This is a genomic window from Alteromonas sp. W12, assembly GCF_001924945.1.
Lineage (GTDB): Bacteria > Pseudomonadota > Gammaproteobacteria > Enterobacterales > Alteromonadaceae > Alteromonas > Alteromonas macleodii.
In genome coordinates, this window is record NZ_LQXH01000011.1 from 100,280 (window position 1) to 113,250 (window position 12,971).

The window sequence follows — 12,971 nt, forward strand, 5'->3', positions numbered from 1 at the left end:
AATACCCTATTACAGTCAAATTGCGCTCTTTGTTAGGCTACGGAGTGCTATCAACGTTCCCAATCATAACTTGGGAAATGACATAGTAACTCGTAGCCCACCGCGCTCAGCAGGTTCAGCGATTATGCGTCCATGATGCAACTCAACTGCCGCTTTTGCAATGGATAAGCCCAAGCCTACGCCTCCTGACTCGCGCTCTCTGGCAAGAGTTGCCCTGTAAAACGGTGAAAATATACGCTCACATTCCTCAATGGTTAACCCGTCGCCGTCATCTGTAATATGAATACACCAATACTGCGCATCTTCGCTAAACGCAATATGCGTGACGAGTTTGCTATGACGTATGGCATTGCGAAGAACATTCTCGACAGCGCGGCAAAACATCATGCTGTCAATGACTACCGTTTTTTTAGGTATATCGTCAATTTTTAACTGCTTGTTTTTGTTTGCCACTTCAAAGTTAGCGTCGGTCAGCACATCGTTGAGCACTAAAGACAAAGCGTGTTTTTGCATGTTGGCTTCGCCAGCTTCAGCACGACTAAGAGTAAGTAATTGGCTTACCAGCGCTTCCATACGATCAGCCTCCCGCTCAACACGAGATAACGTGGCAGGGTCTACATTTTGCTGATGAGCAAGACCTAGCGCCATTTGCAGTCGCGCTAGGGGTGAACGAAGTTCGTGAGAGACATCAGCCAATAATCGCTTCTGTGCGCCCCACATTGATTCGAGTTGTTCAGCCATTTTATTGAAATCGCGCGCCAACTGGCCTAACTCATCCTGACGCTTGGCAGCCTTGCCCACCCGCGTTTGCCAGTCGCCGCTTGCTAAACGTTTTGCTGAACCCTGAATGTGCAAAATAGGGTTGGTCAGCGTTTTGGCGAATAGCCAGCTCAAAAGCGTGGTAGTAATAAGTGCAATCGCCAAAAACAGCAGAACCGGAGGAGTTTGCTTTTCAGGCATATCTAGCTTTACCGCAAAAAGCGCAAAGCGTGAATTGTCTCGCTCGAAGAAAACCGGGCCGAGGATTTTGAATGCGCCGCGCTTTACTGCAATCGGGGAGGTTTGATTTACCAATCGCAGTAAATCTTCTTTATCGTTGTCACGAAGCGGAGGGCCTCCACCTGAAATAAGGCGATTGTCGCGAATATCTACCGCAACCAGTCGACCTCTCACGCCACGTGAATTGCGATCTAGCATCTCATGTAACGGTAGGTCCTGAAAGCGCCCACGCTGCATCCGCTCAATGGCTTGATTTAAATCTTCTACTTCGCGAGGCTTTATTTGCACAACCTGAAGGTCTTCAAAAAAGAGGCGACTTCCCCAAATGGCCAAAAGCGATGTAACAATGAACGTTGCCCAAAACCACAGAAACAAGCGGCCCATGATGGCCCGCGTTGGGCTGATGCTGCGTAACAGTTTTACCATTAATGGCTTCCAACAATTAACATGTACCCTACTCCGCGGATGGTTTTGATTTTTTCATCTACGGCTACTGCACTGATTTTCTTTCGCAGGTTGCTAACATGCATATCAATGCTTCTGTCAAAAGCTTGCAGTGGCTTGCCGAGTATCTTTAAGCTTATTTCTTCTTTCGTTACCCGCTGAGCGGCATTTAGCATTAGTAAGCGCAAAATTAAAAACTCAGTTGTGGTTAGCGTTAATTCCACATCGTCTACTTTAGCGAGCTGGCTACTTGGGCTTAAAAAGATGCCATTCACAAATAAATCTTGTTCCACCGCTCCTCCCGTTGAGGAAAGATTATGACGACGCACAATCGCTTTTATTCGCGCCACCAGCTCACGATGGTTAAACGGTTTCGGTAAATAATCATCGGCGCCCATTTCCAGACCTAAAATGCGGTCGTAATCATCGCCTCTTGCTGTCAACATAAGTACAGGCGTGCTATGGCTGACACGAAGTTTTTTCAACACATCGAAGCCGTCCATCTTTGGCATCATCACATCCAATAAAATAAGATCGTAATGTCGTCCAGATACAGCTTCAGATAACCCTTCTTCGCCGTCGTTACGCACTTGCACTTGATATCCCATACTCGACAGGTACGTGGAGAGCATTTCAGTTAGCTCAAGGTCATCATCAATAACAAGGATAGACTGCAAATGAAAATCTGAACTCATGGTATTAAACTCTTTAACGGTTGGAACTGCTGACCTTTGATTCATGAAAGTGCCTGTAATTTTTATAAACTTCAACCTGCGCTTGTGGTGAGTCTTGTCTAAATTAAACGAAAAACACTGACAAACGCATACTATATCTTTTCAGACCTTTACAATTACAAAACGGCATCACCTTTACAGAAGCTTTACAGTGTGTTGACTGCTTTTTGTATTTATCACGCTAGGATTAACGTGTCCGAACAAAAAGGAGACGACAATGAAAAAGTTATTAATTGCTAGTGCAACTGTAGCGGCGATTAGCTTAGGTGGACTTGCGTTGGCTCAGCCAGCAGGCCCTGGTATGCGTCACCACGAACCGGTTAAAGAAATTGTTAAACACCTTCGCGGTTTAAGCTTAAGTGACGCACAACGCGAAGAGATAAAAACACTCATAAGCGCATTTAAAGACGCTAACCCTCGACCTGAAAATCACGATAGTGAAAAGCCAAGTTTCGATTTTGAAACTGCTTCTGAGGCACAAATCAGCACCTTTATACAAACTCAACTTGAAGAGCGTGAGTCGAAACACTTTGCGCTTGCGCAACTACGCCACAATATTTTTAACGTGCTAAGTGAAGAGCAGCAAGCGAAAGTCTTGGCACGCGAAGAAAGTAGAGATCAAAAAAGAGCGGCGAGAGACGATAAGCGACGCAACGCGTCTGACGAGCAAAAGTCACAATTTGCAAAACGTATGGATGATGAAAGCAAAGGCAAAAAATTCCGTGGTCACGATAAAGGTGAAAGAGGCGACAGAGATCACCAGCGGGATGGCACGCCGTTTAAAGGCATTGACCTGACCGATGAGCAGCTGGCAAATCTTGCTGAACTTCGTGAATCATTCAAGGATACATCCAAAGCCAATAGAGAAACGTTGCGAAGCTTCAAGGAAGCCCAGCGCGATCTGATTAGAAGCTCGTCTTTCTCACAAGACTCTTGGAACGCTCTTGTTGCCCAGTACAAAGACGACCTTGTCAGTGCTGGTGTTGAAAAGGCCAAACAGCGCCAGGCCATGTTTGCAGTACTAACGCCTGAACAGCAAGCTGAGTTAAAAGCGCAGCGCGAAGAAGGTCGAAAGCTACGTGACTTACTGCGTTCTTAGTATTCAGTAACACCCTAACCCACCGTAAAAAGTGCTGGCCTTGGCCAGCCTTTTTTATGGCTGACTTTCTTTTAAACTACGTTTCGCCGAGAGAGTTAACGGCGTGACAAAGTCACCAATATGTACGCTATCACTACCTGACTCCGCTTTAAGCAAGCTGACGTCATCAGAAACTTCGTACACCTGCAAAGTCAAAGTCTTCGTTGAAAACAGTCCCGGCTTTCTTGATAAGCCCAACGCAGGCAGCGCCCGTTGCTTAACCAATGAAAACTCATCGCCCACGGCTAACCCACTATTTTTACCCAGATCTATAGCAATGTAGTCAGGCGAGATATCAATGACCTGCGCATAAGTCGTTTCGCACTGAAGTGCCGCGTGAATGTCAGTAATAGCAGCGTGTACCGTATTGAGGACCATGCGCCCAAAATCACTGCGCCACAACAAGCTGTTGCTCATATCCACCGAATAATGTTGAGAAAAGGGCCAATCGGCCTCGCTGTGATAGCTATCATTAAAAATCACCTTGGCTTTGAAAGTGTCGAGCACGTAAACCTGAACGGTAAAATTCCGGCGAAGCGCGACACTATCAGTTTCAAATACCGAGGTAGCCTGCGACACCTGTTCGAAAAGAGAAATGTCCTTTACAAACCCGAATACCACGAACTGCTGCCCATATTCACTTCGCAGAAAGGTCGACATAGCCGTTAAATCAATGTCTGACAGACTGGAGGTTAACCAGGTGTTAGCGTTAATAAGAGAAACAGGAATCTGGCTTACATCTCCACTTTGATAAAGACCGTTGAGTTGCTGAGCAAATCGTTGAGACACGTGGCTGCCAAATGAATAGAGCATGCCAGTAGCGGCCTGTTGGGGTGATGTTAAAGGAAATTCTGTCACTAAAATACGATGGGCTAGTCCGTTGTTAGTGCAATTGAACAGAGGCGTAATGTTTACATTCACCACCACTGTAAGCGCGTCGTCTTTGAGTGTTTCGCTTATGATCTCTACTCTTTGAACTCTGCCCTGAGAACGAATTTCGGCTTTGCTGGAAAGGAGTAGCCCGTCTACCGTGATATCCTGCGCGGAAATGGTACTGCCACTGCGAAAAGCCGCATCAGCAATAGCATTTTGTATGGCGCTGGTTCTCACGTCGCTAAGTTCTGCGCCAGCGAGTGCCATTGTTGCTTCACCCTGTACCCATTGAGCCCATGCGTGCTGAGTAACCAAAGAAGGAAGTAGTACCAGCAAAGCAGTAAGACTGATGCGTAAGCTTGGCAAAATAGGGCCTTTCATCGCGCTTATCCAAATATTGAAAACAGCTTGCCAATCACCGTTCGCTGCTGATTATCTTGCAGCTCACCCGTACCGCTATACTCAATTAACGCGTTGCCGACTTTTGAAGACAATACGGTATTACTTTCATCCACATCTTTTTTTCTGACCTCTCCTGAAAAGCGAATGTATTCTTTTCCTCTGTTCATCGTTATCCACTTTTCACCCGTTACCAGTAAATTCCCTGCCGGCGTTATTCCCGTAACATACACGGTAATGCTGCCACTCATCGAATTTGACTGCTTAGTTTTAGCAGAGCTGGCGAACTCACTGTCCTGTTCGTGCTCCACCTCAACGTCATCTTCGTCAATTCGAATTCCCCCCACTTTTAGTGTGACGGGAGACAAATCAAAGGATGTGTTTTTATCTGTATTAAAATCGAGCGACTTCTCCGACTGCGTCTGTTCTTCAAGCTTAACTAGAATCATATCACCCACGTTGAAGCTTGCGTGGCGTTCATAAAGCCCTACAGAGTGCTCAGGATTAAATAGCGACCCCGTGGGTACATGCAAGGTCGACGTTGGCTCCATCCTAGGGGGTGAGTAACGGGGATCGCCAGGCGACGGCTCTTCCTCAACAGGCTTTACAGCTCGTTGCGACACATTTGGGTTGGTAGGGCTACTTTGAACAACCTGTTCTTCGTCAGTGAGTGTTTGGGCACAACCACCAAGTGTAAAGATTGCGATTAGTGTGTGTATATGGCATCGAACTTTCATGACATTGCTCAGTATTAGTTTTTATGCAGTGTGTAAATTAAGTGCCATCCATGACCTAACAGGAGCAAGTGTAAACGAACAAATTAAAAGAAATCTCGTTCACTTGACTTATTTGCAAAACCTTTACAAATCAAATATATGCCTGCGGGTAAGGGGATGTTATGGCCTTAGAAAACACAACAACTAACACTGCTGAAAATGGCGTCAGCGCACTACTTTCAAAATTTGGTTTACATACTGCTGACATTGAAAATAAATCGGCAAATTCAACAGAAGTAGCCAATGAAGCGGCAACCAGCGGCCAGTCTTTGCCGTCTTTGTTCGCATCGTTACTCGCAATAGAGAATCAACCGAATGAAGCTGATGCAATCGACAGCAAAATATCAGGCGAAGCTAATCTCTCAACACAATCTAATATACTTACCGGCACAGCCAGCGATGTTCAAGGCGCATTATCTTTGCTTTCTGGTACGAGTAGCGTCAATGGGGTTTTATCAGATGATGCAATTGCCACCATGCAAGGCACGCTGTTAAATGCATTGCAAAACAATGTATTTCAATCGCTAGTTACCAACAATGATACGTCCGTAAATGCTACTACTAGCGTTCTGGGAAATGGTGATAGCAACACGGCTGCCAATAATCAAAGTGATACTATTCCAACACTCTTCGATAATTTGTATTCCGGCGCTTTCGGAGACGATGGGCTTGATCTTAAAGACGGATTTGATGCGTTAAACATTGCAAATCACCTACCCATAGTTTCGGATATTTATGAAGCAACCACGTCAAATCACACGGCCGCGGCAGCAAGCTTGGCGGGAAGTTTTTTATATGGCGGAATAGGCGGATTAATGTATAACGCTATCGATTTGACCGTAGAGAATGTGACAGGACAAAGCATCTCAAACAATATGTGGTCGATGGGGCAGTCTTTACTCGCGTCAGTTTTTAGCAATCCAAGCATCGACAGTAAGGTAAGTGCTAACATTTCAGGTGCGCCACAAACGCAGGCGAGTGATACCACCGCATCTATTCAGACTGATGATATAACCGCCGGAATAACCAACAAGGCAGCAGATGCTGCCTACCAGTTCGTTCAACGAGGTTTCAATTAACCTAAAGACCAGCTTCTGCCCACCAAACTACAAGGCCGTTGATTTAACCAATCTTAAAAATTCGGTTTAACTGGCTTGTAGTCGGGTGACAGAAAAAGCGGCGACGTTATTACTAGGTCAGCTGTGGCGGGTGTGCAGGCAACTGGTACATTCCATACCGAACACAGTCGTAGCAGCGCTTTAACGTCAGGGTCGTGAGGCGCTGGGTTTAGCGGATCCCAGAAAAAGAAAAGTGCATCTAGCTTGTTCTCAGCGATGAGTGCTCCTATCTGCTGGTCGCCCCCAAGCGGGCCACTTTTATAGCGCGTAACTTCTAGCCCGGTTTCATTGGCAATTAAACCGCCTGTTGTGCCTGTTCCCACTAAATTACACTGTTTGAGCACATCAATGTGCTGCTTAACCCAAGCAAGTAGCTCAGGTTTTTTATGATCGTGCGCAACAAGCGCCAAGGTAAGTTTGCCCATTTTATATTCCGAGTTAATCCCAACAACCAATGCTTAAGCCCACTGACGACAGCCATTAACGTCCCATCTGAGTTCTGTTAAAAGCTACTGCTAGCGTTTTCCCCGCGCATTATTAAAAGCAATGTTCATCGATAACGAAGACTGTTAATGCACCGTATGTCGAAGTGAGTATAAATATTCAGTTCTAACGGGCAACTTGTCAACTTACTGTAACAACAATAAATATATTATTAGTTATATTTTTTGTGGCGTAGTCGCCGCAACCACCCAATAAAATATTTATACATTTTTATTGCATAAACATTCAAATTAGATACACTAGTCGACGGTTAAAGCATCCAACTCACAATTTTGAGTTGCGACTTGATAGGAATTGATGATGACACAACCAACTCGCGTTGTTGGTTCAACCACTGGCAACGATAAAGAGTTTACCTCTCCCCTGGCTGGCTACACGATGCATAGCGTACGACGATGCGTGCGCCTTTCTATGCTTTTGCGGTAGCACACTTTTTACCTTTGTGATGTGGTCGCGGTTAGGCAACGAATAACGCCCAACCAGTTTACAAAGGTAAAAAGTGATTTTTTTCTCCTTTTATTGAATTTTTGATTATGTACAACGTTTCAATTATTGGTGCCAGTGGTTACACAGGGGCACAACTCGTTCAGTTGGTTATTCAACACCCAAAACTAGTATTGGCGGGCACTTACGTGTCTGAGAATAGTAGCGACGCAGGTAAGAACATTGCAGAGCTTCACGGTAACTTGGCTCACGTAAACTCTACACTTACGCCAATTTCGGATGCGGCATTAGAAGAAATGGCTGACGGTGTCGATTTTATCTTTCTTGCCACACCGCACGAGGCGAGCCACGACTGGATGCCTGTCTTATCTTCAGGCAAAGCCAAAGTGCTCGATTTGTCGGGTGCATTCAGGCTAAAAGACACGAATGTCTTTGAACAGTTCTACGGCTTTCCACATACGCAAGAGCAAAGCTTGGCTCAAGCTGTTTACGGCCTTGCCGAGTGGCATGAAGTGCAAATTGCCAACGCTGACGTGATCGCTGTGCCGGGGTGCTACCCCACTGCGAGCCTTAGTGCGCTTAAACCTCTTGCACATAATAATTTACTGGATGAAAGCGTACGCCCTGTAATTAACGCTGTTTCAGGCGTATCGGGTGCAGGAAGGAAAGCCAGCCTAACCACCAGCTTTTTTGAAGTTAGCCTGCAGGCATACGGCGTGCTAGGCCATCGTCACACCCCAGAAATTGAAGCTTACTTGGGCACCCCTGTTATCTTTACGCCGCACTTGGGTAATTTTAAACGGGGGATCTTGGCGACCGTGACCGTTAAGGTTAAAGCTGGTACCACCAGCGCACAACTTGAACAAGCGTACACTGACGCCTATGCTGATAAACCCATTGTGCGTTTGCGCAAGAGTTTTCCAAAAATTGACGACGTTGCTCATACCCCATTTGTTGATCTTCATTGGAAGTTAGATGAAGCATCTGGATACGCAGTGATTACCGCTGCAATCGACAACGTAATGAAAGGTGCTGCCTCTCAGGCAATACAGTGCCTTAACATAATGACGAAACAACCAGTAGAGACAGGGTTAGTACTATGAGTGTTTCACCAATTGTAATTAAAGTTGGCGGTGCATTACTCGACGATACCGCCGCAATGACGCGTTTATTTCTAAGCGTAAAAGACGTGCAGGCCACACGCCCCGTTGTAGTGGTTCACGGAGGCGGACCATTAGTAGAAACGCTTATGGCGAGTCTTGGTCTTCAAAGCACAAAAATTGATGGCCTTCGGGTTACGCCCGATGAACATATGCCTTATATCTGCGGAGCTCTCGCAGGCTCTGCCAATAAGCAGCTATGCGCAGCGGCTTTGGCTTCAGGCTTAACCCCTGTTGGTTTGTCGTTGTTAGACGGCAATATGGTGGTGTGTGAGCCACTAGCTGACCAATACGGCGCAGTGGGCGTACCGTCAACAGCAGATGCATCATTTCTAAAAAGCGTATTAGCCCAGTCAACACTACCGGTTATCAGTTCTATTGGTTCAAGCCCACAAGGCAGATTACTAAATGTAAACGCCGACCAAGCCGCAACGGTTATTGCCGAGCTTCTTAACGCTGAACTTTTACTCCTTTCCAATGTTGACGGTGTGCTAGACGGTGACAAATTGCTAATTAGCGAAATTAACGCAGCAAGCATATTGAAGTACGCAGATGAAGGCGTTATCACCGACGGGATGAAAGTAAAAGTGGATGCGGCACTCGCGTCTGCAGAGAATTTAGGCCGCGCAGTTTACATCGCGAGTTGGGCCGCCGACATCAACGACATTTTAAATAAGAAAACGGGCACGCAAATACTGCCCTCAGCACTGACAAATACACCGTCAAAAAACGCTGATTTACCCCACACCGACTTTACGAAAGGCAATGCCGGAGAAGTACAATGAAACAGGACCTACTAACCTTTGCAGACTGGACACCTGACGCAATGAAAAACTTGCTGCAATTGGCTGTAGAAATTAAACAAGCCCCAGCAAGTTACAGCAACGTGCTAGCGGGGAAGTCAATTGTTGCCCTGTTTGAAAAGCCATCTTTGCGAACCCGCGTAAGCTTCGATATTGGTATTAACAAGCTTGGCGGCCACATGGTGTATTTAGATGTGCAGTCGGGCAAATTAGCAGGCCGTGAAGACGCAGTAGACACCGCCGCTAACCTTGCGTGCTGGGCTGACGCCATAGTCGCTCGCGTATTTTCTCACGAGACGCTAGAAACCTTTTCTAAGGCGGCAAACGTGCCGGTAATCAATGCGCTGTGCGATAAGTACCACCCATGCCAAGGCCTTGCCGACTACCTCACAATGTTTGAACGCTTCGGCAAAACCGAAGGTCTTACCATGGCCTATGTAGGCGACGGCAACAATGTAACCCATTCTCTGTTAATTGTTGGGGCGCTTCTAGGTTGCAACCAAGTTGTAGTCACGCCAGAGGGGCACGAAGCGGCACCTGAAATTGTGGCGCAAGCCAAAGCGATTGCCGAGAAAACGGGTGTATCGATTGTTGAAAGCACTGAGCTTAGTGCTGCTAACGGCGCAGACGTTATCTATGCAGATACATGGCTTTCAATGGGTGACGAGACGCCACTTGAAGTGATCAAAGAAAAGTTCATGCCTTATCAGGTGAACGAAGCGTTGATGGATGCAACCGGTGCTAGCTACGTTATGCACTGCCAACCTGCCCATCGCGATTTAGAAATTACGGGCTCGTTGATTGATAGCGATAAATCGCTATTAATGCAGCAAGCCGAAAATAGAATGCATGGCCAAAACGCCATTCTTACTCAATTACTTAACGCTTAAAAAGACGCCTAAAAAGACGCTTAGAAGGATTATTTAGATGCAAAACGTTAAAAAAATCGTGCTGGCCTATTCAGGCGGGCTTGATACATCAGCCATCATTCCATGGCTTAAAGAAAACTATGGCTGTGAAGTTGTCGCGTTTGCAGCAGATGTGGGTCAAGGTGATGAAGAACTAGAAGGGCTTCATGAAAAAGCTATCGCATCTGGCGCAAGCGAGTGCCACATTGTTGATTTGAAAGAAGAGTTCGTAAGCGAATATATCTTCCCAACTATTACTACCGGTGCGGTTTACGAAGGTGAATACCTGTTGGGTACGTCAATGGCACGCCCGGTTATCGCCAAAGCGCAAGTTGAGATTGCACGTAAAGTAGGTGCCGACGCGCTATGCCACGGCTGTACCGGTAAAGGCAACGACCAGGTTCGCTTTGAAAGCACCTTTGCTGCTCTAGCACCAGACCTTACGGTAATCGCGCCATGGCGTGAGTGGGACATGGTAAGCCGTGAAGACTTATTGGCTTATCTAGCTGAGCGCAATATTCCAACCACGGCGTCAGCAACCAAAATTTACAGCCGCGATGCAAACGCATGGCACATTTCACACGAAGGCGGCGAGCTTGAAGATCCATGGCAAGAGCCTACCAAGCAAGTGTGGACCATGACCGTTGATCCTGAAGATGCACCTGATACTCCAGAGCGCGTAACCCTGTCTTTTGACGAAGGAAAACTGACTCACGTTGATGGTGAGGCACTATCGCCTTATCAGGCGCTAGTAAAACTTAATACTGTAGCTGCGGCGCATGGCGTTGGACGTATCGACATTGTTGAAAACCGCCTTGTTGGTATGAAGTCACGTGGCTGTTATGAAACGCCAGGAGGCACCGTACTGCTTAAAGCGTATAAAGCCCTAGAAACTATGGTGCTAGATAAGGCTGCGCTTAAATACCGTGAGCAAATTGGCCTTGAGTTCTCTCACGTGATGTACGACGGCCGTTGGTTCACCGCCCTTAACGATGCGCTACTTGCTGGTGCTGCGTCTTTTGCGAAGAAAGTAACAGGCGATATCGTGGTTAAGCTATACAAAGGCCAAGCTACGGTAACTCAGCGTCGTTCACCTAATAGTCTTTACTCTGAAGACTTTGCCACCTTTGGTGCTGATGATGTTTATGACCAGAAGCACGCTGAAGGCTTCATCCGCCTGTTCAGTCTTTCAAGTCGTATTGAAGCACTGAAAAAACAAGGTGAACAATAAGCTTTACCTACAATAGTAAAGCTTAAGTCAGAACAGCATTTAAGGAGCATCACATGGCGTTGTGGGGTGGCCGGTTTGAATCCGGTGCAAGTAGTATGTTTAAACAGGTTAACGACTCGCTGCCGTTTGACCAAGTTATGGCAAGCCAAGACATTCAAGGCTCTATCAGTTGGTCGCGTGCGCTGCAAAAAGCAGGCGTATTGACCGTCGACGAACAAGCCCAGCTTGAGTCTGCATTGAGCGAGTTAAAAGCGAAAGCTGATGCAGGTGAATTAGACTTTAACGCATCTAGCGAAGAAGACATTCACAGCTTTGTTGAAGCTGCGCTTATAGAGAAGCTTGGCGACATTGGTCGTAAGCTTCATACCGGGCGTAGCCGAAACGATCAGGTTGCCACCGACTTTCGCTTGTGGGTACGTGAACATATTGCCTCACTTCGCGCTGATGTTTTAGGTGTGATCAAATCGCTTCTGAATGCCGCTAGCCGTCATCAAGAAGCGATCATCCCAGGTTACACCCACTTACAGCGTGCACAGCCTATTCACTTTGCACATTGGTGCTTGGCTTACGTTGAAATGCTAAAGCGTGACTTAAGTCGTTTAGACGACTTGAAAGTCCGTATGAACCAGTGCCCCTTAGGCTCTGGCGCATTGGCAGGCACTACTTTCCCTGTAGACCGTCATGCCATTGCTGAAGAACTGGGCTTTGACTCTCCATGCCTTAACAGCTTAGACGCTGTGTCTGACAGAGACTTTGTGCTAGAGCTTTTATTTGTAGCCAGCACTAGCATGATGCACTTGTCACGTCTTGCCGAAGACATGATTTTTTATAACTCTGGCGAAGCAGGGTTCTTACAGCTTGGCGATAGCGTAACCTCTGGTTCATCGCTTATGCCGCAGAAGAAAAACCCTGATGCGCTTGAATTAATGCGCGGCAAATGTGGCCGTGTGTTTGGTTCTTTGCAGGCACTATTGGTTACCATGAAAGGCCTTCCTCTTGCCTACAACAAAGACATGCAAGAAGACAAAGAAGGCGCTATCGATACGGTTAATCAGTGGCATATTTGTTTATGCATTGCCAGCGAAGTGCTTGACTCACTACAGCTAAACGAAGAGCGCTGTCGCGTTGCAGCAACCCAAGGGTTCTCTAACGCCACTGAGCTTGCCGATTATCTGGTAGGTAAAGGTGTGCCGTTTAGAACAGGCCACGATATTGCGGGACGCGTTGTGCTTCAAGCCATCGATAAAGGCTGCGCTATTGAAGATTTACCGCTTAGCGACATGCAGGCTATTTGCGACAAAATTGAAGACGACGTTTACCCGGTACTACAGCTAGAGTACGGCGTGAATCAACGCAATATCTTGGGCGGCACCAGCAAAGAAACCGTGACGAAAGCACTGTATCAAGAGCTGGAAGACTTGGATAAGCAAGGGTAGCGAC

At 46.7% G+C, this 12,971-nt stretch carries 12 protein-coding genes; 7 read left to right on the forward strand and 5 right to left on the reverse strand.

Annotation, left to right across the window (positions count from 1 at the left end; genetic code table 11):
• Positions 1-63: 63 nt before the first annotated feature.
• Entirely contained in the window at positions 64-1,425 is a 1,362-nt protein-coding gene (locus AWH61_RS17210; protein WP_075177752.1) for an ATP-binding protein, read from the reverse strand.
• Complete coding sequence (locus AWH61_RS17215) at positions 1,425-2,138, reverse strand: response regulator transcription factor (protein WP_039225152.1); 714 nt, start codon at positions 2,136-2,138, stop codon at positions 1,425-1,427. Before AWH61_RS17215 ends, AWH61_RS17210 begins: the two co-directional genes overlap by 1 nt.
• Positions 2,139-2,394: 256 nt before the next feature.
• On the opposite strand from AWH61_RS17215, the gene AWH61_RS17220 reads away from it, so the two are divergent.
• A complete protein-coding gene (locus AWH61_RS17220) occupies positions 2,395-3,276 on the forward strand; it encodes a Spy/CpxP family protein refolding chaperone (RefSeq protein ID WP_075177753.1) in 882 nt (293 codons plus the stop codon).
• A 54-nt stretch (positions 3,277-3,330) separates the two neighbouring features.
• On the opposite strand, the gene AWH61_RS17225 is transcribed toward AWH61_RS17220, so the two are convergent.
• Together AWH61_RS17225 and AWH61_RS17230 are read right to left on the reverse strand one after the other, a co-directional pair.
• Positions 3,331-4,569: a flagellar assembly protein T N-terminal domain-containing protein gene (locus AWH61_RS17225; protein ID WP_075177754.1), complete on the reverse strand. Its 1,239-nt coding sequence runs from the start codon at positions 4,567-4,569 to the stop codon at positions 3,331-3,333.
• A gap of 5 nt (positions 4,570-4,574) precedes the next feature.
• A complete protein-coding gene (locus AWH61_RS17230) occupies positions 4,575-5,324 on the reverse strand; it encodes a flagellar basal body L-ring protein FlgH (RefSeq protein WP_075177755.1) in 750 nt (249 codons plus the stop codon).
• 161 nt (positions 5,325-5,485) lie between these two features.
• Between AWH61_RS17230 and AWH61_RS17235 the strand changes: the two genes are divergently transcribed.
• Positions 5,486-6,442 (forward strand): hypothetical protein, encoded by a 957-nt coding sequence (locus tag AWH61_RS17235; RefSeq protein ID WP_075177756.1) that lies wholly within the window; start codon positions 5,486-5,488, stop codon positions 6,440-6,442.
• 53 nt (positions 6,443-6,495) lie between these two features.
• On the opposite strand, the gene AWH61_RS17240 is transcribed toward AWH61_RS17235, so the two are convergent.
• On the reverse strand, positions 6,496-6,906 hold the full coding sequence (locus AWH61_RS17240; RefSeq protein WP_014948054.1) for a methylglyoxal synthase: 411 nt from the start codon (positions 6,904-6,906) through the stop codon (positions 6,496-6,498).
• A gap of 612 nt (positions 6,907-7,518) precedes the next feature.
• Here AWH61_RS17240 and argC point away from each other — a divergent pair.
• Genes argC through argH form a run of 5 tightly spaced genes read left to right on the forward strand, consistent with a single transcriptional unit; the run spans position 7,519 to position 12,967 of the window.
• Complete coding sequence (argC, locus tag AWH61_RS17245; RefSeq protein ID WP_075177757.1) at positions 7,519-8,532, forward strand: N-acetyl-gamma-glutamyl-phosphate reductase; 1,014 nt, start codon at positions 7,519-7,521, stop codon at positions 8,530-8,532.
• Positions 8,529-9,374: an acetylglutamate kinase gene (gene argB, locus AWH61_RS17250; RefSeq protein WP_075177758.1), complete on the forward strand. Its 846-nt coding sequence runs from the start codon at positions 8,529-8,531 to the stop codon at positions 9,372-9,374. The genes argC and argB overlap by 4 nt, the downstream gene beginning before the upstream one ends.
• Positions 9,371-10,282, forward strand: coding sequence for an ornithine carbamoyltransferase (locus AWH61_RS17255; RefSeq protein ID WP_075177759.1), 912 nt, complete (start codon positions 9,371-9,373; stop codon positions 10,280-10,282). The genes argB and AWH61_RS17255 overlap by 4 nt, the downstream gene beginning before the upstream one ends.
• A gap of 37 nt (positions 10,283-10,319) precedes the next feature.
• Positions 10,320-11,531 (forward strand): argininosuccinate synthase, encoded by a 1,212-nt coding sequence (locus tag AWH61_RS17260; protein ID WP_061439245.1) that lies wholly within the window; start codon positions 10,320-10,322, stop codon positions 11,529-11,531.
• 53 nt (positions 11,532-11,584) lie between these two features.
• Positions 11,585-12,967, forward strand: a complete 1,383-nt coding sequence (argH, locus tag AWH61_RS17265; protein WP_014948049.1) for an argininosuccinate lyase — start codon at positions 11,585-11,587, stop codon at positions 12,965-12,967.
• The last annotated feature ends 4 nt before the right edge of the window (positions 12,968-12,971 follow it).

Excerpts from the sequence above, each read along its gene's own strand:
- AWH61_RS17255 (WP_075177759.1), top strand. The coding sequence starts at position 9,371 with ATGAAACAGGACCTACTAACCTTTGCAGACTGGACACCTGACGCAATG.
- AWH61_RS17220 (WP_075177753.1), top strand. The coding sequence starts at position 2,395 with ATGAAAAAGTTATTAATTGCTAGTGCAACTGTAGCGGCGATTAGCTTA.
- argH (WP_014948049.1), top strand. The coding sequence starts at position 11,585 with ATGGCGTTGTGGGGTGGCCGGTTTGAATCCGGTGCAAGTAGTATGTTT.
- AWH61_RS17225 (WP_075177754.1), bottom strand. The coding sequence starts at position 4,569 with ATGAAAGGCCCTATTTTGCCAAGCTTACGCATCAGTCTTACTGCTTTG.
- AWH61_RS17215 (WP_039225152.1), bottom strand. The coding sequence starts at position 2,138 with ATGAGTTCAGATTTTCATTTGCAGTCTATCCTTGTTATTGATGATGAC.
- AWH61_RS17240 (WP_014948054.1), bottom strand. The coding sequence starts at position 6,906 with ATGGGCAAACTTACCTTGGCGCTTGTTGCGCACGATCATAAAAAACCT.
- AWH61_RS17260 (WP_061439245.1), top strand. The coding sequence starts at position 10,320 with ATGCAAAACGTTAAAAAAATCGTGCTGGCCTATTCAGGCGGGCTTGAT.
- argB (WP_075177758.1), top strand. The coding sequence starts at position 8,529 with ATGAGTGTTTCACCAATTGTAATTAAAGTTGGCGGTGCATTACTCGAC.
- AWH61_RS17235 (WP_075177756.1), top strand. The coding sequence starts at position 5,486 with ATGGCCTTAGAAAACACAACAACTAACACTGCTGAAAATGGCGTCAGC.
- argC (WP_075177757.1), top strand. The coding sequence starts at position 7,519 with ATGTACAACGTTTCAATTATTGGTGCCAGTGGTTACACAGGGGCACAA.
- AWH61_RS17210 (WP_075177752.1), bottom strand. The coding sequence starts at position 1,425 with ATGGTAAAACTGTTACGCAGCATCAGCCCAACGCGGGCCATCATGGGC.
- AWH61_RS17230 (WP_075177755.1), bottom strand. The coding sequence starts at position 5,324 with ATGAAAGTTCGATGCCATATACACACACTAATCGCAATCTTTACACTT.